Raw genomic sequence first — 19,114 nt, forward strand, 5'->3', positions numbered from 1 at the left:
AGCGGAACTTGAGAAAACAGGGAGAATGGAAATGACGAAGAAGCGCAGTTTCACCATTGTCGGCGGCGGCCAGTCCGGCCTGCAACTCGCCTGCGGCCTGCTGGATGCAGGGCACGCGGTCCATATCGTGCAAAACAGAACGGCCGAAGAGATCGCCGCCGGCCGGGTACTGTCCAGCCAGTGCATGTTCGATCAAGCCTTGCAGAACGAGCGTGACCTCGGCCTGAACTTCTGGGGCAACAGCTGCCCCACCGTCGACTCGATCAATTTCGTCGTTCCCGCCCCGGATGGCGGCAAGGCCATCGAATGGAACGGAAAGCTCGACAGCAAGGCCCAGAGCGTCGACCAGCGCGTCAAGATTCCCCGTTGGCTGACCGAATTCGAGCATCGCGGCGGTCAATTGACCATTCACGATGCCGGGATAGACGATCTCGAAACCTACGCGAAGGAAAGCGATCTGGTGATCGTCGCGGCCGGCAAGGGGGATATCGCCAAGATGTTCGAGCGCGATCCGCAACGCTCTCCCTATGACAAGCCGCAGCGCGCGCTGGCGCTAACCTACGTGAAGGGCATGGCACCGCGCCCCGGCCATTCGGCAGTCAATTTTAATCTTATTCCCGGTGTCGGCGAATACTTTACTTTCCCGGCGCTGACGACCACCGGTCCGTGCGACATCATGGTGTTCGAAGGCATTCCCGGAGGCCCGATGGATTGCTGGAAGGATGTAAACTCTCCAGACGCGCACCTCGAAAAGTCGAAGTGGATTCTCGATACCTTCCTGCCATGGGAAGCGGAGCGATGCGTCAATGTCTCTCTGACGGATGACAATGGCCGTCTGGCAGGAGCCTTCGCGCCTACGGTACGAAAGCCGATCGGCAAGCTGCCATCGGGTGCAACGGTTCTCGGTCTGGCGGATGCCGTCTGCCTCAACGACCCGATCACCGGCCAAGGCTCCAACAACGCATCGAAAGCCGCCAAATACTATATGGACGCCATCCTGGCCCATGGCGACAGGCCATTCGACGACGCCTTCAAACAGGCGACCTTCGAAGCCTATTGGAACTACGCGCAATATGTCGTCGGCTGGACCAATGCGCTGCTCGCACCTCCGCCGCCGCATGTGCTCAACATCATGGGCTCGGCTCAGGCCTTCCCCGCGCTGGCAAAGCGCATCGCCAACGGCTTCAACGATCCGCGCGACTTCTTCCCCTGGTTCGCCGTGCCGGAAGAGGCCGATGCCTATCTGACGAGGCTTGCGGCATAGGATCGTGAAACATCCGAAAGTAAACCTAAGGCCGCGCATCGACGCGGCCGATCTATTTCATCAAAGAAACTAAATATATCAAAAAGTGTCGCAATGGATTTCTAAAAACATAATAAATATTCAATTGCGGACGATTTTTCATATCATGCAGTATGCCTTAATTATCCAAACTCTAAAACGGAAATATTAGAATACCAAATCTGAAGAATCCCATTGATTATTCCTCTATTAAAAATATGAAGTAATAATGATTTAATTAGAATGGAGATTTCGATGTATATCAAGATACATTTTTATAAAAATATGGAGAAGCGATGAAGAATCGGAGCAACTTCAAAACCGACACTGCGCTGAATTTTAGCATACTGGGAGAGATGTCTCGATATTTTGAATCGAATCATTTCCACATCTCGGCATCCGTCCGGTCAAACCAGTCGTACGGTAAAATTTGATGTTATCGAGAGAAGATTTGCTGCAGAGTCATGTCGTGACCATATTTGCCGATAGGCGTTGGCCCAATGAAACGGGCATCGGCATTGTTATGCGCGAGCTTGAAGACCGAATGCCGACGAACATGAAAGCCGTTGACCTTGAGGTAAAGGGGTCTATCGGTTCTCCGTTTTCGCCATTTGCTATCAGTCGATCGCTTTTAGGGCGTGGCTCAAAAGGTGTCTTCTTCAGCGCTGGTTTTGTCCCGCCCCTTTTTTGTCAACTACCCTCTTTTGTCATTGTACATGATCTAACGCATCGGCGCTTTTATGGCGAGGCGAAACGCATATATTACGACCATATCTACAAGCGGCTTTATCGCAGAAGCTCGGGTATTGCCTGTGTTTCTGAATTCGTCCGTTCAGAGTTTCTAGAATGGTCGGGTATTGCCGCAGAAAAAGTGCATCTCGTGTATAACGGGGTCAGCGCCCGCTTCACTGAATATGGCGAACGCCACGCTCCAGGCTACGAATATGTCTTCTACTCAGGCAATCACCGCAACTACAAAAATCTCGATAGGTTAGTTCGCGCTTACGCAGCATCAAGCTTGCCCTCCCGTGAGATTCGACTGGTGCTTACAGGAGAACACAACCATGATTTAAGCCGTCGAGCCATGGAATATGGCATAGGTGATAAGGTCGTGTTTACAGGAATAATTCCCGTGGAGGAGATGCCCGCCTACTATCGCGGCGCACGCGCTGTCACTTATATGTCGAGCTTTGAAGGCTTCGGCTTGCCGACACTCGAGGCCTTTGCCTGTGGAACGCCAGTGATCACTTCCAATATATCTTCTATGCCCGAAGTGGCAGGTGGAGCAGCATTATTGGTCGATCCATACTCTGTCGAAAAGATGGCGCAGGGGCTTGATGCAATTACAACAAACGAGGAACTTCGGCACAATTTAATCGCACAGGGTCGCAAACGCAAATCGGATTTCGACTGGGATATTTCCGCCAAACTGCTCTGGAAGCTCGTACGCGATTGCGCAAAAGCTTGACGGTTTGAGATCTATTCGCTCATCGTATCCCTTCAATCTAGCTGGACAAGTCCCAGACTGTCATTCTTCCAAAGGTTCTTTTGGCAGGCGACGGTGGGTCGCGGCACTCAGCGCCGCGTGCTCGTAGATACCGGTCATCAAATCGAGCGTGGTGGTGGCATCTTCAAGACGATGGCGGAGCTCCGGCACCGATTGAACCGCCTTTGCCAGGAGCGAGGCGCGCACATCCGCGTAGCGATCGGTCACCAGCTTGCCCTTCTCCGTCACGCTATAGACCACGCCGGACCGTCCGCTGCCACTTTTCTGAACCAGACCGGCTGCGATCAGCTTGCGCAGGCTATATTGCATGTTCGGGATGTCTTCGCGATTGGCCAGTCGCGCCAGATCCTTGATCGATTTTGGCCGCTCATTCATGCGAATGATATGCAGCATCGCGTTTTCGGGTCCGCTCACCGCCAGATCGACGACCGAGCCCAAGCACTCTGCCTGCCAACGGCCAAAAGCTTCGAAAGCGCGCATCAGCGCGAACTCGGCCTCTGCCAGATCGACTTCGACGGGCGTGCGGGCAAGATGCCAACGTCGGTCCAATGCCTCATCATTGTTCGGATGGCGGTGCTCGTCGTCGTTTTTCTGCCTGCTCATCGGTGTCGTCGCCCTGCTCTTATGTCCGCTTTTGTGATCTCTCGATTGCCCATTGACAAGCTTGAAGTTTAAAATAGATTTTCTATCGTAAATTCTATTAGAAAAATGGGGAACGAACCATGACGGAGAACTCAATGTTCGCCGCCGGGCAGTTTTTGCTTGGCACATTCGCATCCAATTGTTCGGGCGGCATGTCCGTCACCAAAGTGCCAGAGCGCTGGAAGAACAGTTGGGACAACAATCTGAGACTCGCCCGCCTGCTGGATGAGGCCGGCATCGACTTCATGCTGCCGATCGCACGCTGGATCGGTTATGGCGGCGAGACGAATTTTCACGGCAACGTGCTGGAAACAATGACCTGGGCTGCCGGATTGCTGGCGAGCACACGCAACATCAATGTCTTCGCCACCATTCATACCGCCGCCAATCATCCCGCCGTAGTGGCAAAGCAGATCGCCACGATCGATCAGATCAGCAATGGCCGCATCGGTCTGAACATCGTCGCCGGCTGGAACCAGCCCGAATATGAAGCACTGGGACTTAATCTTCCGGCCGATCATGAGAGCCGATACGCTTATGCCGACGAGTGGTTCGATGTCGTCAAGGCACTTTGGGAGAAAGAGGAAGCCTTCGATTACAATGGCACGTTCTTCCACCTGAAGAATATTCTCGGCGATCCGCGCCCTTCCCGTAAAGTGCCGATCCTCAATGCCGCGGGCTCCGGCCAAGGCCGTGACTTTGCACTGCGCAATGCCGACTTCCTCTTCACCCCGGCAATCGATCTCAGCCGTTCCGCCGCGGAGATAGCGGAGTTGAAGGCGAAGGGCGCGGAAGCGGGTCGCAACACGGGCGTACTGACCTTCTCGCATGTCGTCTGCCGTCCGACAGAGAGGGAAGCGACCGACTATCTGCAGCATTTCGGCAAGGACAGCGCCGATTGGGACGCCGTGGATAATCTGGTGAAGCTGCAATTTGCCCATGCCCATTCCTTCCCACACGATCTCCTGGCGCTCATCAGGGATCGGATGGCAGCCGGCCATGGTGGCTTCCCGCTGGTCGGAACGCCGCAACAGGTGGCAGACGGCCTGATCTCGCTGCAAAAGGCTGGCTTTGCTGGAACGACGCTTTCCTTCGTCGATTACGCCGAGGAATTCCCATACTTCCGGGATACCGTCCTGCCGCTATTGGAGGAGGCGGGCATTCGTGTGCCTGTCGCGCGACAGCAGGCCGCTCTTGCGAGTTGAAGATATCATGGCTTGCAGCCTCTTATATTGAAAACAAAGCGTTAGCGCGGCTGCGGCGAACGCTTTTGGCACACGAACCCTAATTTCCAACGGTCGCAGGCACCACCCCTGCGACCATTTATTTTAAGCATAAAATAAATTTCGATATATGCATCTGCATACTTGACAGCCTCAACATCCAAAATTAGTTTAATCTTCAAATAAGAGCTCGTGAAGGTGCTCTCAAAGCCACGGAGGGTTACATGCGTATCGTTTGTATCGGTGGAGGCCCGGCAGGGCTCTATTTCAGCCTGCTGATGAAGAAGCTGCATCCCGAGCATCATATCCGCGTCGTCGAGCGCAACCGCCCCTATGACACATTCGGCTGGGGCGTCGTCTTCTCCGACCAGACCATGGCGTCCATGCAGAAATGGGACAAGGAAAGCGCTGACGAAATCCAGCAGGCTTTCAACCACTGGGACGACATCGAAGTGCTCTTCAAAGGCACGCGCCAGCGCACCACCGGCCACGGCTTTGTCGGCATTGGTCGCAAGAAGCTTCTCAACATTCTCCAGAGCCGCTGTGAGGCACTCGGCGTCGAACTCATTTTCGAGACCGATGCAGGTGGCGACCAGGACTTTCCCGATGCCGATCTGATCATCGCCTCCGACGGCTTCAACTCCAAGGTTCGTAACCGTTATCCGGAAATTTTCGAGCCGGATCTCGTGAAGCGCCCGAACCGCTATATCTGGCTCGGCACCAACAAGCTGTTCGACGCCTTTACCTTCGACTTCCGCAAGACCGATCATGGCTGGTTCCAGGCGCATATCTACAAGTTCGATGAGAACACCTCGACCTTTATCGTCGAAACCACCGAAAAGGCTTACGAGGACCATGGCCTCGGCCAGATGACCCAACAGGAATCGATCGATTTCTGTCAGAACCTCTTCGCCGAAACGCTGGAAGGCGCGGAGTTGATGACCAATGCACGGCATATGGTCGGCTCGGCCTGGCTGAATTTCAACCGCTTGATCTGCGGCAAGTGGAGCCACTTCAACGGCAACTCCCATGTGGTACTGATGGGCGACGCCGCTCACACCGCGCACTTCGCCATCGGTTCCGGCACGAAGCTTGCGATCGATGATGCGATCGAGCTTGCCAACCAGTTCAATAAGGCTGGCCACGGCAAGGACAGCATCGCCGATGTGCTGAAAACCTATGAAGACATCCGCCGCGTCGATGTGGCCCGCATCCAGAATGCCGCCCGCAATGCGATGGAATGGTTCGAAGTCGTCGGCGATCGCTATGCCGATACGCTCCCGCCTGAACAGTTCATGTATTCCATGCTGACGCGCTCACAGCGCATCAGCCACGAGAACCTGCGTCTGCGCGACAAGGAATGGCTCGAGGGTTACGAGCACTGGTTCGCCCGTCATTCCGGCCTTGCCGTCAAGGAGAATGAGCGTTGCCTGCCGCCGATGTTCACGCCTTATACGGCGCGAGGCACAACGTTGCCAAACCGCATCGTTGTCTCTCCGATGGCCATGTACTCGGCGACCGATGGCCTTCTCGATGACTTTCACATGGTGCATCTCGGCGCCCGCGCGCTTGGTGGCGCCGGCCTGGTCTTTGCCGAAATGACCTGCGTCTCTCCGGATGCCCGCATCACCCCCGGTTGCCTTGGGCTGTGGAACGACGAGCAGACGAAGGGCTGGAAACGCTTTGTCGATTTCGTCCACACCAATAGCGCCGCCAAGGTCGGTATTCAGCTTGGTCATGCCGGACGCAAGGGTGCAACAAAACGGGCGTGGGATGGTATCGATCAGCCGCTCGAGGAAGGCGGATGGCCGCTTCTCTCCGCCTCGGCGATCCCCTATCTGAAACACAGCGTCGTTCCAAAGGCCATGGACCGCGCCGATATGGACCGGGTAAAAGCCGATTTCGTGGCCGCCACGCAGCGTGCAGCGGAAGCCGGCGCCGACTGGCTGGAATTCCATGCGGCCCACGGCTACCTGATCTCGTCCTTCCTGTCGCCGCTGACCAACCGGCGCGAGGATGAGTACGGCGGATCCTACGAGAACCGCGCTCGCTACCCGCTGGAAGTTTTCGCCGCCGTGCGTGAAGCCTGGCCGGACGACAAGCCGATCTCGGTTCGCCTTTCCTGCCATGACTGGACGGAAGGTGGTAACACGCCGGAAGATGCCGCCGTCTTCGCCAAGATGTTCAAGGATGCGGGCGCAGACCTAATCGACTGCTCATCGGGTCAGGTCTGGAAAGAGGAAAAGCCGGTCTATGGCCGACTGTTCCAGACGCCCTTTTCCGACAAGATCCGTAACGAGATCGGCATTCCGACGATCGCCGTCGGCGCGATTTCGGAGGCGGACCACGCCAACTCCATCATCTCTGCAGGCCGTGCGGACCTCTGCGCCGTAGCGCGTCCGCATCTGGCCGATCCCGCCTGGGCTCTGCACGAGGCGGCGAAGATCGGTCTGAAGAACGTGCCCTGGCCGAAACAGTACATGTCCGGCAAGTTCCAGTATGAGGCGAACCTCGAACGCGCCAACGCGGCTAAGTGAGAGCGCCATGCTGAATGCTCTCCCCCTTGAAGAACGGCACGCGCTCGTCACCGGTGCCGGAAGCGGCATCGGTGCTGCCATCGCCCGCACGCTGGCGCAGGCGGGAGCCAATGTAACGCTCGCCGGGCGCCGCCGCGAGCCGCTCGAAGCGGTTGCGTCAGAGATCGGTCGCCAGGCTTTCGTGCTCGACGGTTTCGATGTGACGAAGACGGAAGCGATTGCGGACGGACTTGAGAGAGCACGTCAGACCTTTGGTGCTGTCTCCATTCTCGTCAACAATGCCGGTGAAGCACCCAGCGCGCCCTTCGAAAAGACATCGTCCGAGATGTGGAGCCATGTTCTCTCGGTCGATCTCACGGGCGTGTTCAACGTGACGCAAGCCGTCCTGCCGGACCTGAAAGCCTATGGAGATGGCGCACGCATCATCAATATCGCATCGACTGCGGGGCTGACAGGCTACGCCTATGTTTCCGCCTACTGCGCCGCCAAGCATGGCGTGATCGGTCTGACGAGAGCCTTGGCACTGGAACTGGCGAAAAAGGGCGTAACGGTCAACGCCGTCTGCCCCGGCTTTACCGATACGCCGATCATCCAGCAGTCGCTCGACACCATCATGCAGAAGACCGGGCGCAGCCGCGAGGAAGCGCTTGCGGAATTCACCAAGTCCAACCCGCAAGGGCGGCTGATCCAGCCGCAGGAAGTGGCGGACGCCGCGCTCTGGCTCGCCTCACCTTCTGCGGGTTCTGTGACCGGCCAGGCAATCGCGATTGCCGGCGGCGAGGTCATGGCAGGCTAAACGGAGTTCAAGAAGAAATGCCCTTCACCCATTCCAAACCCATGCGCTTCGGCGACTGCGACCTCACGGGGATTGCCTATCATCCGGCCTATCTCTCCATGCTCGTCGATGTCAACGAGGCGATGTTCGCCTCCTTCGGCATCACCTGGAAAGAACTGATGTTCGAGCGCAAGCTCGGCCTGCCCACGGTGACCATGAACCTCGAATTCAAGAAGCCTGCCGTCTATGGCGACACGCTCGATTTTTCCGTGCATGTGCGCTCGATCGGTCGTGCCTCGCTCGATCTTGAAACCATCGTCACCGTCCGTGGCGACATCATCTGGTCGGTCCGCCAAAGGATCGTGATGACCTCGCTTGAAGACCACAAATCCCATCCCTGGCCTGACGACGTGCGCGCAGGTCTCACACGTTATCTGGAGCCAAGACATGATGCATGAAATCATCCAGCCGGACGGCTGGGCAAAGCCTATCGGCTACTCGAACGGGATCAGTGCGCGCGGGCGCATCGTACAGGTCGGCGGCCAGATCGGCTGGGACGAGCATTGCCAGTTTCATTCGGACGACTTTGTCGAACAGGTGCGCCAGACGCTGATCAACATCGTCAGCGTGCTGAAGGCAGCGGATGCGAAGCCCGAACATCTGATCCAGATGACCTGGTACTTCACCGACCGCGTCTCCTACAAATCGCGCATGAAGGAAATCGGCGCGATCTACCGCGAGATCATCGGTCGCCACTTCCCGCCCATGGCGGCCGTCCAAGTGGTCTCCTTGATGGAAGACCGCGCCAAGATCGAGATCCAGGCGCTGGCCGTCGTGCCCGATTGATAGAAGCCTGCAGAGGAGGAGAGATTCCATGAGCAATGCCATTAGACCCTTCATCACCCGAAAGGGCCAGGAAGACACAGGAACCGGCCAGTCCGGCGGCTGCGTGCGCGTTTCGGGTGTGAGCCCGCAGCACACGCCTGCCACCAATATCTGGTTCGGCAAGGTTTCCAACGAGCCGGGTTACCGCTCCTATCCGCATCATCATGGCGAAGCGGAGACCGGCGGCTATGTGCTGAAGGGCAAGGCCCGCATTTATTTCGGCGAGAACTGGAAAGAGTATCTCGACATGGAGGAAGGCGACTTCATCTTCGTGCCGCCGAACTGGCCGCATATCGAAGTCAACATGTCGACGACGGAAGAGCTGGTGTGGCTGACCACCCGCACGCCGGACAACATCGTCGTCAACCTCCCGGATGTGGACGATTCCGTTCTAGAAGGTTTCAGGAGAGCCTGATGAAACTGTTGCGATACGGCCCGGCAGGCGCTGAAAAGCCTGCCCTCCTCGCCCAGGACGGCACAGTGCGTGACCTTTCCGGCGTCATCGCAGACTTCACCGGCGATGTCCTGTCCGATGCCGGTCTCGCGCGGCTCGCGGCCATCGAGCTGGCGACGCTGCCGCAAGTGCCGGTCGACCGCATCGGTGCATGTGTGCCTCGCCCTGGCAAGTTCATCTGCGTCGGCCTCAACTATGCAGACCATGCGAAGGAAACCGGCAAGGCACCACCTGAGGAGCCTATCCTGTTCATGAAGGCGACCTCAGCCGTCGTCGGCCCGAATGACGATGTCGAAATCCCCCGGGGATCGAAGAAGGCCGATTGGGAGGTCGAGCTTGGCGTCGTCATCGGCGCACGGGCGAAATATGTGAGCGAAGCGGACGCGCTGAACTACGTCGCTGGCTATTGCGTGGTCAATGATGTGTCCGAGCGTGCCTTCCAGTCCGAGCGCGGCGGCCAGTGGACCAAGGGCAAGAGCCATGACACGTTTGGGCCGACGGGCCCTTGGCTGGTCACGCGCGACGAGGTGGCAGACCCTCAGAAGCTTGCCTTGTGGCTTGATGTGGATGGCGTGCGCCGGCAGACGGGCAACACGAATACGATGATCTTCGGCGTTGCGCATCTCGTCAGCTATATCAGCCAGTTCATGACGCTTGAGCCCGGCGACGTGATCGCCACCGGCACGCCGCCCGGCGTGGGCATGGGTATCAAGCCAGAACCTGTGTTCCTGAAGCCAGGCCAGGTCATGACGCTTGGTATCGAGGGCCTTGGAGAGCAGCGACAGCACACGGTAGAAGCGAGGGATTGAGCATGACCGATCTTTCCGGACGTCTTGCTATTGTTACCGGCGGCGCGCGCGGTCAGGGCGAGGCCGAAGCCCGCCTCTTCGCCTCAAAGGGTGCGGCGGTCATCATCGCCGATGTGCTGGCTGAGGAAGGCCGGGCGCTTGCCGAAAGTCTGCAGGAAGAGGGGCGCGAGGCCCGCTTCATCTACCTCGATGTGACAGACCCCGCGAGTTGGGCAGGCGTCGTGACGCTTGCAATCGAATGGAAGGGCCGCATCGATATCCTCGTCAACAATGCCGGCATCATCAACCGCACCATCGTCGAAACCACCAGCCTTGAGGCGTGGGAACGCGTTTTGAAGGTCAACCTCACCGGTGCCTTTCTCGGCATTCAGGCGGTGACGGAATTGATGGCAAAATCCGGTGGTGGCTCGATCGTCAACATCTCTTCCAATAGCGGCTTTTCAGGCCATTATGATCCAGCCTATACGGCAAGCAAGTGGGGCCTGCGCGGCCTGACCCGTAGTGCTGCGATGGAACTGACCCCTAAAGCCATCCGCGTCAACGCAGTCTGCCCCGGTCTCGTCGTCACGGGTCTGAACGCCAACAGCCCTCACCTGAAGCCGATGATCGACATGACGCCGATGAAGCGCAGCGGCAAACCGGAAGAGATCGCCGAACTGGTACTTTTCCTGGCGTCCGACGCCTCCAGCTTCATCACCGGCGAAGACTTCGTCATTGACGGCGGCTTTACAGCAGGGGCGGCCTATCGCAAGGTCGCGTCCCAGACCGGCATTTTTGATCAGTAGGTTTCAATCCGAGTGACTGTTCACCTGCATCGCCGGCATGGGCACCACCCTATGCCGGCGATCCTGTTTATGGCCATCAGGCGAAAATATTTTATTCGTAATTTTCACGAAATTAGGAATTGATAATTCCCGTCGCTTTTGCCAATGTGGAGCCAGTAGAGGGACGTAGCGCGTTTTTCCTTCGCATCATAGGGTACTTCCTGCGGAGAATATGTGGTGGTCAAGCCGGATAGACACAGCGACGAAAAGCTCATCGTCTTCGATGTCGGCGGCGTCTTCATCGAGTTGAATGTCGAAAAGCGCCGGGCTGCCCTTGAAGCGGGTGGGCTTTGGTCCTCGACTGCCGTGCCAAGTGCCGACCTCCTGCAACTCAACATGCAGTTTCGCCTCGGCCAGATCAGCGAAGATGACTATCTGAAGCGCGCATCTCTCCTCTATGGTCTGACGACTGAACAGATTATCGAGGCGGAGACGGCACTTCTCGCCGGCGTCTTTACCGGCATGGTCGATTATGCGCAGCAGTTGAAATCCACACATCGTGTCGTCTGCCTGTCCAACACCCAGGCCATTCATTGGCGGCATATCATCGAAGAAATGACGAGCGAGGACCTGTTTGACGCCTGCTATCTCTCCCATGAGATGGGGATGGAGAAGCCGGCCGATGATATCTATCTCGCAGTTCAGCAACGCGAGGCTGTCTCTCCCGAACAGATCATCTTTATCGACGACACGCTGGAAAATATCGAGACGGCTCGCCGGCTCGGCTGGCACAGCATTCATCATGTGGATGCAGCCAAGACGATTGCAGCGATAGACGCTGCACTTGCGCACCCACCGACCAGCGGCACGTCCTGACCGAAATGGAGTTCTGACCTTGGCCCAACTGTCACTGCGCGGCATCAAGAAGCGTTTCAAGGCTGTCGAGGTTCTCCATGGCATCGATCTCGATGTGAACGACCGCGAGTTGATCGTCTTCGTCGGGCCGTCCGGCTGCGGAAAATCGACGCTTCTTCGCCTGATTGCCGGTCTCGATCCGATCACCGATGGCGAGTTTCGACTGAACGACAAGCGCATGAACGAGATCGCGCCATCACGACGCGGCATCGCCATGGTGTTCCAGTCCTATGCACTTTACCCGCATATGAATGTCTATGAGAACATGGCCTTCGGTGCGCGGCTCATGGGCCTCAGCAAGCCGGAAGTCGAAGCGCGTATCGGCGAAGCCACGCGCATGTTGCGGCTGGAAGCTCTCTTGGAGCGCAAGCCGCGCGAATTGTCCGGCGGACAGCGGCAGCGTGTTGCCATCGGCCGGGCGCTGGTGCGCAAACCGCAGCTTCTTTTGCTGGACGAGCCGCTTTCCAACCTCGATGCGGCACTGCGTTCGGAAGTGCGCCTCGAGATCGCCCGTCTCCATCGGGAGATCGGCGGCACGACCATCTATGTGACCCATGACCAGGTCGAGGCCATGACGCTGGCCGACCGCATCGTGGTAATGAATGGTGGCCGCATCGAGCAGTTCGGTTCCCCGCGGGAGCTTTACGAGACGCCTGCCAATGTGTTCGTCGCGAACTTCATCGGCTCGCCACGCATGGCCATGCTCAATGTGGAGCGAGACGGCAATCAGCTCACTGCGCCCGGCATCGGCCAAATCTTGATGCCACGCCTGCCGTCGTCGCCAGAGCGAGAATTGTTAATGGGTGTGCGGCCGGACGGCATGTCGATTTCGTCGGATACGAGCAAGAACGGCTTTGCCGCAAAGGTGGTCTACACCGAATATCTCGGCGATAGCGCCTATGTTTACGTGCGGATGGGGGAAGGCGCACCAGTCTCAGTGCGCTGTGGACCGGATACGCAATATGCCCCTGACATGCCGGTGACGATTACCGTCGAGCCTGAGAAGGTCCATTACTTCAGCCGTGAAACATCGCAGCGACTTGCGGTGTGATCGAACAACTCGCGTAAACCAAAAAAGAAGGAGAGGAACAGATGAAACGATTTTTACTGGGAGCGGCAATTGCCTGCAGCACCATCCTGTCGGCCAGCGCAACCTTCGCAGCAGACCTGACCTTCTGGACCTGGCGCCAGGAAGATAAGGCCGAATATGAAAAGTTCTTCGCCGATTTCAACAAGGCGAACCCGGACATCACGGTCAAGTTCGAGGCCTTCGAAGCAACGAGCTACAACACCGTCCTTTCTACAGCTCTTGCAGGCGGCAAGGGTCCAGATTTGATGATGACCCGTACCTATGGCGGCATTGAGAACCTGGCGGGTGCTGGCTACCTCATGCCGCTGGACGATACCAAGATCCCGGCGCTGAAGGGCTTCTCGGAATCGGCTCTTGCCTCTGCAACGATGCGCTCGGACAAGACGCTCTATGCCGTTCCGGCCGCAAGCCAGACCATGCTCGTCATCTACAACACCGAGATTTTCGAGAAGAACGGCATCACCGAACCGAAGAGCTGGGACGAGTTCATTGCGGCTTGCGAGAAGCTGAAGGCGGCGGGCGTGATGCCGTTTGCCAATGGCACGGCAACCGGCTGGCAGAACGAGACCATCGTCTCCGCTCTCACGTCCTCGATCATGGGCAAGGCCTTTTATGCCGACCTGATGGCGGGCAAGACCGACTTCAACGACAAGCGCTATGTCGAGGCTTTGACCAAACTCAAGGAAATCTCCAAGTATTTCCCCGATGGCTTCGTCGGTCTCGATTACGCTTCCGCGCAGCAGCTGTTCACCTCCGGCATGGCCGGCATGTTTGCCGGCGGCTCCTTCGAGCTTGCCAACTTCGCCAAGCAGAACCCGGATTTGAAGATGGGCGTCTTCGCCGCCCCCGGTCTGAAGGCAGAGGACGAGAAGCTCGTTGGCCTCTTCTACGACTCCGGCTTCGGCGGGAATGCCAAGCCGAAGGATTCGGAGGCTGTGCTAAAGTTCCTCAACTATGTTTCCAGCAAGGACTTCGGACAGGCCTTTGCCAACGGGCTGAACAACGTTTCTGCCGTTCCAGGCGTCACCTTCGATAATCCTCTGCTGGCCGAGGTCGCCGCGCTCAACAAGGATTCGATCCCCTATATGACGCTTGTCAACTTCCGCTACGGTGAGCCGACGGGTTCGAACCTGATCCAGGCAGGTGTATCGAAGATGCTGAACGGGCAGGCGACACCGGCCGAAGTCGGCAAGTCGATGACCGATGGTCTCGCGGCCTGGTATGCGCCGTTCAAGAAGTGATCGAACGGTACAGCCGGATTGGGCCGGCCGCTCTTGATGAGAGTGGCCGGCTCCACTGAGTTGAGGCCGTTGGGATAGGTTCGATGATGTCCAGCAAGTTGACAGGCAGAAGACTTTGGATTGCGGCCCTCGTGGTCCCGCCAATCGCCTTCATGTGCCTGTTTCTCGTCTACCCGATCCTGTCGGCCTTCGCCTATGCCTTCTATGAGTGGCGAGGCCTGGTCCGCGGCGACTTCGTATGGTTCGATAATTTCTACCGCGTGCTGTTCGAGTATCCGTTCTCGGAACGCACGATCAATGCCTTCAAGCACAATATCTTTGTCTTCTTCGCCCTGATGGTGCTTCAGAACGGCGTCGGCTTCATTCTCGCCTATTGCCTCTGGCGCGAACTCTGGGGCGCGCGCTTTCACCGCATTGCCGTCTTCCTGCCCGTGGTATTGTCCACCGTGATTGTCGGCCTGATGTGGAAGCTCTTCTACCACCCGCTCTTCGGCGCCGTGAATGCCAGTCTCAGAGCCGTCGGGCTTGGCAGCCTGGCACAGCCTTGGCTCGGCCAGGATTCCACGGCATTGATGGCCATCGTCGTTGCCAATGCCTGGCACATGGTCGGCTTTCCGACGCTCGTCTTCCTGGCGGGGATGCAGCGCATACCATCGGAAATTCTCGACGCCGTGCGCATGGAGACCGAGAGCGAATGGGTGAAGATGAGCAAGATCGTCTGGCCTCTTGTCGCCCCTTCGGCGACCGTCGTCTTTACTCTGCTCTTCGTCGGTGCCTTCAACTGGTTCGAACTTCCCTTCATCATGGCCGGTGTGGACGGCAATCCGCATGAGGCAACGGATGTGCTCGGGCTTTATTTCTACCGCACAGCCTTTGGCAGCATGTCAGCCTCGGCGGAAAACTTCGGTCCCGGCAGCGCGCTTGCGGTGCTGATCTTCCTGTTCATTGCCGTGGTTTCCAGCATCATTACTGTCAGACTGCGCAGACGGGAGATCCAGCTATGATGAAGGCAATCGACCGCGGCAGCTTCCGCACCTATGGCTGGGATGGCCTGATCCAGATCCTGCTGATCGGCAACAGCATCGTCATGCTGACACCGATCATCATCATGTTCTTTTCCGCCTTCAAGACCAATGCCCAAATCTTCCAGTCCCCCTTCTCCATTCCCGATTTCACCAATGTCAAAAGCATCCTTCGGGTATGGAACGAGACGGACTTCCTGCTCTATATGGGCAATTCGCTGATCGTTACGGCGAGTTCGATTGCGCTGATCCTGATCCTCGGCACCATGGCCGCTTACGCCATTGCGCGCTATGAGTTCCGCGGTTCCGGTTTGATCCTGCTATTCTTCCTGGCGGGGCTGACCTTGCCGCTGAAACTGGCAATCATTCCGCTCTTCATCCAGATGCGGGATTTCGGGCTGATTGACTCGCGGCTGTCGCTGATCTTCATCTATGTCGCCACCGGGCTGCCGACGACCGTCTTCATCCTCACCGGCTTCATCCGCAGCCTGCCGAACGAGTTGGAGGATGCTGCCCGCATGGATGGCGCCAATGAAGCGCGGATCATGTGGTCCATCATGCTGCCGCTGGTGCGACCGGCCATGGTGATCGCCGCAATCCAGAACGTCGTGCCGATCTGGAATGATTTCTTCTTCCCGCTGATCTTCATTCAGAACAACAATCTGAAGACCTTGCCGCAGGGACTGACCACCTTCATGGGCGAGTTCGCCACGGATTGGGGCGTGCTGTTTTCAGGATTGACGCTTTCGGCACTGCCGATCATCATTCTCTACATCGCGTTGTCGCGGCAGTTCATCAACGGCATGACGGCAGGCGCGATCAAGTAGACATGGTCACGACTTGAGAACGGAGACCGCGGCCTCGCTGGCATGAATGGCGTCATTGGCGCCGGGTATCTTGGCGATCAACAGCAGAAAGACCAGATCGCAGATGGCAAGCTGCGCATCGCGGGACGTGATGGCGGAGGATCGCACGCGTTCCTCATCCGCCACCGTATGGAGCGTGATGTCGGCGATCTGGCTGAGCCGATTGCCATGAAGACCAGTCAGCGTCACGACCGTCGCGCCGCCCTTTTTCGCCAGTTCCGCCAGCCGGATCGTCTCATTGGTACTGCCGGAGTGGGAGATGGCAAACAGCACATCCCGACTGTTGAGCGACGCGGCATTGGCCATTTGCACATGCGGATCGCGATCCATCAGCGCCACCAATCCGAGCTTCAATAGCTTGTAGGAGAAATCCCGCGCCACGAGCGAAGACGCACCGATACCGGCGAGATGAATGCGCCTTGCCGATGCCAGCGCAGAGACCGCAGCGGTAACGGCGTCTTCGGCATTCACCTCCATCGTCTGCTGCATGGCGGAGACCTTGCTCGCCACCAGCTTCTGCTGGATGGTGACGAAATTGTCCCCGGCATCGATCGTTCCGTGGATCATGCCGGATGGCACACGCCACTCCTGCGCCTTGGCCTTGGTGACTGCAAGTTTCAGCTGCTGATAGCCATCATATCCAATTTTCTGCGAAAATTTTACCACGCTGGACTGGCTGCGCCCGGTCGCGGCGGCGAGTTCTGCAGAAGAAAGCTGCACCATGCGATCGGGATCATCGACGATGAACTGGCCGATCTGGCGCTCGGCATCCGTCATGAATTCCAATTTCGCCTGGATGACCTTCAAGACGGACATGCGCTCCCCCAACCGGAATAAGATATTCGCAAATTAAAAATTCTCTGGAATATTATAGCGCTTATCTTATGATTGGCTATCCAGATTTCAGCATCAGTTTTGACCCGGAAGGTCTTTTATGGATGAGCTGCATATCACCGGCGGAACGAGGCTCGATGGCGCGGTCCCAATTGCAGGCGCCAAGAACGCGGCTCTGCCGCAGATTGCCGCCGCCCTTCTCTCACCTCATCCGCTTGAGCTGACGAACCTGCCCAAGGTGTCCGATGTCGACAACATGCTGCGCATCATTTCGCTTTACGGTGCCGAGGTGGAAAGACATGCGGGCGGTACGACCATCAATGCGCGAGACGTGACGCCAGGCGAAGTGGACTACGAGACCGTGCGCAAGATGCGCGCCTCGATCCTGGTGCTCGGCCCCCTGCTCGCTCGTTTCGGCTCGGCGCGCGTTTCGCTCCCCGGAGGCTGCGCGATCGGCGCGCGCCCGGTCGATATGCATCTGAAAGTCCTCTCAGCCCTTGGTGCGACGATTGCCGTGGAAGGCGGCTATATCGTCGCGGATGCCCCTAACGGATTGAAAGGCGCGCGCATTGTCCTGCCCGGCCCCTCCGTCGGCGCCAGCGAAACGGCGCTGATGGCGGCGTGTTGCGCCACCGGCGAAACCGAAATCCTAAACGCCGCGCGTGAACCGGAAGTGGTCGATCTCTGCGCCTGTCTCTCTTCTATGGGTGCGCAGATCGAAGGCGCTGGCACGCATCGGCTTCTGGTCAGGGGCAGCACGAACTGGCGCGCTGCGAGCCACCACGCCATTGCGGACCGTGTCGAGGCAGGGACCTACGCGGCAGCGGCAATGATCACCGGCGGCCGTATCGAGCTGGTCAATGCCCGTATGGAACATCTCTCATCGGTCTTGCAGGTGTTGGAAAGCATGGGCGCCACCATCTGGCCCGGAGATCGTGGCGTCGTGGTCGAAGGTCATTTGCCGATCAAGCCTGCCGATTTCACCACCGAACCCTATCCAGGCTTTCCGACGGATTTGCAGGCACAATTCATGGCGATGGCGTCGATTGCCGACGGCGCCAGCGTCATCCGCGAAACCATTTTTGAAAACCGCTTCATGCATGTCCCGGAACTGTCGCGGCTTGGCGCGAACATCGCGCTCAACGGTTCCGTCGCCACGGTCCGTGGGCAGCAATCCCTCAAGGGCGCGCCTGTCATGGCAACCGATCTGCGCGCCTCCGTGTGCCTCGTGCTTGCAGCGCTTGCGGCGCAAGGTGAAACCATCATCAAGCGCGTGTATCATCTCGACCGTGGTTATGAGCAGCTTGACCGCAAGCTCGCCCAATGCGGCGCCAACATTCGTCGCGTGTCGCTATGACGAAGCCGCTTAGCGACCAGACACTTTATCTCGGCGTCGATGGCGGCGGCACCGGCTGCCGTGCAAGGATCGTCGATGAGGCCGGCCACGTCATCGGGCAAGGCTTGTCCGGGCCAGCGACGACTCGCCTCGGCGTACCAAACGCCTGGGCCTCCGTGCTGCGGGCCTGGACGGGTGCAGCCGAAGAGGCCGGGCTTGACTCTTCCAGCGCACCAAATGTTGTGGCAGGCATTGGCATTGCCGGGCTGACGCGTGCAGGCTCGCGCGAACAACTGGAAGCCCTGCCCCACCCTTTCGGCAATATTTGCTTTACCTCCGACGGCGCTGCCGCCTGCCTCGGTGCCCATTCCGGTCACGATGGCGGCATTGTCATTGCCGGCACCGGCTCGATAGGGCTGGCGCTTGTCGGCGGTGAGGAGAAGCGCGCAGGCGGCTACGGCTTTCCAATCTCCGATGAAGGGAGCGGTGCCGATATGGGGCTGAAGGCGATCCAGTCAGCCTTGCTCGCCTTCGACGGGCGGCGGGATAAGACCGCACTTCTCTCCGAAGTCCTGAACCGCTTCGACAACCTTCCCGCCAATATCGTCGGCTGGATGGATAAGGCAACCGCGACGGATTACGCGACACTCGCGCCCCTCGTTCTGCGTCATGCCGACCAGGGAGACGCCGCCGCCCGGCAGATCGTTCAATCCGGGGCCGGCCATATTGACGGCCTCGTCCGTCGCCTGATCGAGTATGGCGCACCGGCGGTCACACTGCTCGGTGGTCTTTCCGGACCGTTGGAGCCGTGGCTTGCACCCGACGTGCGCAAGCGCTTGAAACAGGCAGATGGCGACGCCGTATCCGGTGCGATCATCCTGGCAAAACAGCTGTCGTCCTGAACGGAAGCGGAGCGCATCTCTAGCTGCAAA

19 protein-coding genes are annotated in these 19,114 nt (G+C 58.2%); 17 read left to right on the forward strand and 2 right to left on the reverse strand.

All coding sequences use genetic code 11. The annotated features are described in order from the left end of the window. Positions 1 to 31: 31 nt before the first annotated feature. Together QE435_RS02920 and QE435_RS02925 are read left to right on the forward strand one after the other, a co-directional pair. Positions 32 to 1,264 (forward strand): styrene monooxygenase/indole monooxygenase family protein, encoded by a 1,233-nt coding sequence (locus QE435_RS02920; protein ID WP_349040182.1) that lies wholly within the window; start codon positions 32 to 34, stop codon positions 1,262 to 1,264. A 487-nt stretch (positions 1,265 to 1,751) separates the two neighbouring features. After that, a complete protein-coding gene (locus QE435_RS02925) occupies positions 1,752 to 2,750 on the forward strand; it encodes a glycosyltransferase family 1 protein (protein WP_349040183.1) in 999 nt (332 codons plus the stop codon). A gap of 60 nt (positions 2,751 to 2,810) precedes the next feature. Here the strand turns inward: QE435_RS02925 and QE435_RS02930 are convergent, their stop codons facing one another. Further along, a complete protein-coding gene (locus QE435_RS02930) occupies positions 2,811 to 3,392 on the reverse strand; it encodes a winged helix DNA-binding protein (RefSeq protein WP_349040184.1) in 582 nt (193 codons plus the stop codon). 119 nt (positions 3,393 to 3,511) lie between these two features. Here QE435_RS02930 and QE435_RS02935 point away from each other — a divergent pair, with 119 nt between their 5' ends. The 13 genes from QE435_RS02935 to QE435_RS02995 all read left to right on the forward strand — a co-directional run bounded on the left by QE435_RS02935 (position 3,512) and on the right by QE435_RS02995 (position 15,973). Further along, positions 3,512 to 4,636, forward strand: a complete 1,125-nt coding sequence (locus tag QE435_RS02935) for an LLM class flavin-dependent oxidoreductase (RefSeq protein WP_349040185.1) — start codon at positions 3,512 to 3,514, stop codon at positions 4,634 to 4,636. Positions 4,637 to 4,878: 242 nt separating this feature from the next. Further along, positions 4,879 to 7,191: a bifunctional salicylyl-CoA 5-hydroxylase/oxidoreductase gene (locus tag QE435_RS02940; RefSeq protein WP_349040186.1), complete on the forward strand. Its 2,313-nt coding sequence runs from the start codon at positions 4,879 to 4,881 to the stop codon at positions 7,189 to 7,191. A gap of 7 nt (positions 7,192 to 7,198) precedes the next feature. Next, positions 7,199 to 7,987: an SDR family NAD(P)-dependent oxidoreductase gene (locus QE435_RS02945; RefSeq protein ID WP_349040187.1), complete on the forward strand. Its 789-nt coding sequence runs from the start codon at positions 7,199 to 7,201 to the stop codon at positions 7,985 to 7,987. Positions 7,988 to 8,004: 17 nt separating this feature from the next. Further along, positions 8,005 to 8,424 (forward strand): thioesterase family protein, encoded by a 420-nt coding sequence (locus QE435_RS02950; protein WP_349040188.1) that lies wholly within the window; start codon positions 8,005 to 8,007, stop codon positions 8,422 to 8,424. Continuing rightward, a complete protein-coding gene (locus tag QE435_RS02955) occupies positions 8,417 to 8,812 on the forward strand; it encodes a RidA family protein (protein WP_162723217.1) in 396 nt (131 codons plus the stop codon). Before QE435_RS02950 ends, QE435_RS02955 begins: the two co-directional genes overlap by 8 nt. 28 nt (positions 8,813 to 8,840) lie before the next feature. Further along, positions 8,841 to 9,266 carry a cupin domain-containing protein gene (locus tag QE435_RS02960; RefSeq protein WP_349040189.1) on the forward strand — a complete coding sequence of 142 codons (426 nt, stop codon included), beginning with the start codon at positions 8,841 to 8,843 and terminating at the stop codon, positions 9,264 to 9,266. Next, positions 9,266 to 10,114 (forward strand): fumarylacetoacetate hydrolase family protein, encoded by an 849-nt coding sequence (locus QE435_RS02965; RefSeq protein WP_349040190.1) that lies wholly within the window; start codon positions 9,266 to 9,268, stop codon positions 10,112 to 10,114. Before QE435_RS02960 ends, QE435_RS02965 begins: the two co-directional genes overlap by 1 nt. 2 nt (positions 10,115 to 10,116) lie before the next feature. Continuing rightward, a complete protein-coding gene (locus QE435_RS02970) occupies positions 10,117 to 10,899 on the forward strand; it encodes a glucose 1-dehydrogenase (RefSeq protein WP_349040191.1) in 783 nt (260 codons plus the stop codon). Between the two features lie 213 nt (positions 10,900 to 11,112). Beyond that, positions 11,113 to 11,754 carry an HAD family phosphatase gene (locus QE435_RS02975; protein WP_349040192.1) on the forward strand — a complete coding sequence of 214 codons (642 nt, stop codon included), beginning with the start codon at positions 11,113 to 11,115 and terminating at the stop codon, positions 11,752 to 11,754. A 19-nt stretch (positions 11,755 to 11,773) separates the two neighbouring features. Beyond that, positions 11,774 to 12,844 (forward strand): sn-glycerol-3-phosphate ABC transporter ATP-binding protein UgpC, encoded by a 1,071-nt coding sequence (ugpC, locus tag QE435_RS02980; protein ID WP_349040193.1) that lies wholly within the window; start codon positions 11,774 to 11,776, stop codon positions 12,842 to 12,844. 41 nt (positions 12,845 to 12,885) lie between these two features. Further along, on the forward strand, positions 12,886 to 14,124 hold the full coding sequence (locus tag QE435_RS02985; RefSeq protein WP_349040194.1) for an extracellular solute-binding protein: 1,239 nt from the start codon (positions 12,886 to 12,888) through the stop codon (positions 14,122 to 14,124). A gap of 83 nt (positions 14,125 to 14,207) precedes the next feature. Next, the gene (locus tag QE435_RS02990) at positions 14,208 to 15,128 is read left to right on the forward strand and encodes a sugar ABC transporter permease (protein ID WP_306929568.1); all 921 of its coding nucleotides are present in this window, start codon (positions 14,208 to 14,210) and stop codon (positions 15,126 to 15,128) included. After that, entirely contained in the window at positions 15,125 to 15,973 is an 849-nt protein-coding gene (locus QE435_RS02995; protein WP_349040195.1) for a carbohydrate ABC transporter permease, read from the forward strand. The genes QE435_RS02990 and QE435_RS02995 overlap by 4 nt, the downstream gene beginning before the upstream one ends. A gap of 6 nt (positions 15,974 to 15,979) precedes the next feature. On the opposite strand, the gene QE435_RS03000 is transcribed toward QE435_RS02995, so the two are convergent. Beyond that, on the reverse strand, positions 15,980 to 16,828 hold the full coding sequence (locus tag QE435_RS03000) for a MurR/RpiR family transcriptional regulator (RefSeq protein ID WP_349040196.1): 849 nt from the start codon (positions 16,826 to 16,828) through the stop codon (positions 15,980 to 15,982). Positions 16,829 to 16,946: 118 nt separating this feature from the next. Here QE435_RS03000 and murA point away from each other — a divergent pair, with 118 nt between their 5' ends. Continuing rightward, the gene (murA, locus tag QE435_RS03005) at positions 16,947 to 18,203 is read left to right on the forward strand and encodes a UDP-N-acetylglucosamine 1-carboxyvinyltransferase (protein WP_349040197.1); all 1,257 of its coding nucleotides are present in this window, start codon (positions 16,947 to 16,949) and stop codon (positions 18,201 to 18,203) included. Then, positions 18,200 to 19,084, forward strand: coding sequence for an N-acetylglucosamine kinase (locus QE435_RS03010; protein ID WP_349040198.1), 885 nt, complete (start codon positions 18,200 to 18,202; stop codon positions 19,082 to 19,084). The genes murA and QE435_RS03010 overlap by 4 nt, the downstream gene beginning before the upstream one ends. Positions 19,085 to 19,114 lie beyond the last annotated feature (30 nt).

The sequence above is a fragment of the Agrobacterium sp. SORGH_AS 787 genome (genome assembly GCF_030819035.1).
Lineage (GTDB): Bacteria > Pseudomonadota > Alphaproteobacteria > Rhizobiales > Rhizobiaceae > Agrobacterium > Agrobacterium larrymoorei_B.

What these genes read in the sequence shown, in the direction of transcription:
- QE435_RS02940 (WP_349040186.1), top strand. Translation starts at nt 4,879, where the DNA reads ATGCGTATCGTTTGTATCGGTGGAGGCCCGGCAGGGCTCTATTTCAGC.
- QE435_RS02990 (WP_306929568.1), top strand. Translation starts at nt 14,208, where the DNA reads ATGATGTCCAGCAAGTTGACAGGCAGAAGACTTTGGATTGCGGCCCTC.
- QE435_RS02985 (WP_349040194.1), top strand. Translation starts at nt 12,886, where the DNA reads ATGAAACGATTTTTACTGGGAGCGGCAATTGCCTGCAGCACCATCCTG.
- QE435_RS02960 (WP_349040189.1), top strand. Translation starts at nt 8,841, where the DNA reads ATGAGCAATGCCATTAGACCCTTCATCACCCGAAAGGGCCAGGAAGAC.
- QE435_RS03000 (WP_349040196.1), bottom strand. Translation starts at nt 16,828, where the DNA reads ATGTCCGTCTTGAAGGTCATCCAGGCGAAATTGGAATTCATGACGGAT.
- QE435_RS02965 (WP_349040190.1), top strand. Translation starts at nt 9,266, where the DNA reads ATGAAACTGTTGCGATACGGCCCGGCAGGCGCTGAAAAGCCTGCCCTC.
- QE435_RS03010 (WP_349040198.1), top strand. Translation starts at nt 18,200, where the DNA reads ATGACGAAGCCGCTTAGCGACCAGACACTTTATCTCGGCGTCGATGGC.
- QE435_RS02955 (WP_162723217.1), top strand. Translation starts at nt 8,417, where the DNA reads ATGCATGAAATCATCCAGCCGGACGGCTGGGCAAAGCCTATCGGCTAC.
- QE435_RS02970 (WP_349040191.1), top strand. Translation starts at nt 10,117, where the DNA reads ATGACCGATCTTTCCGGACGTCTTGCTATTGTTACCGGCGGCGCGCGC.
- QE435_RS02920 (WP_349040182.1), top strand. Translation starts at nt 32, where the DNA reads ATGACGAAGAAGCGCAGTTTCACCATTGTCGGCGGCGGCCAGTCCGGC.
- QE435_RS02950 (WP_349040188.1), top strand. Translation starts at nt 8,005, where the DNA reads ATGCCCTTCACCCATTCCAAACCCATGCGCTTCGGCGACTGCGACCTC.
- murA (WP_349040197.1), top strand. Translation starts at nt 16,947, where the DNA reads ATGGATGAGCTGCATATCACCGGCGGAACGAGGCTCGATGGCGCGGTC.
- QE435_RS02935 (WP_349040185.1), top strand. Translation starts at nt 3,512, where the DNA reads ATGACGGAGAACTCAATGTTCGCCGCCGGGCAGTTTTTGCTTGGCACA.
- QE435_RS02945 (WP_349040187.1), top strand. Translation starts at nt 7,199, where the DNA reads ATGCTGAATGCTCTCCCCCTTGAAGAACGGCACGCGCTCGTCACCGGT.
- QE435_RS02995 (WP_349040195.1), top strand. Translation starts at nt 15,125, where the DNA reads ATGATGAAGGCAATCGACCGCGGCAGCTTCCGCACCTATGGCTGGGAT.
- QE435_RS02930 (WP_349040184.1), bottom strand. Translation starts at nt 3,392, where the DNA reads ATGAGCAGGCAGAAAAACGACGACGAGCACCGCCATCCGAACAATGAT.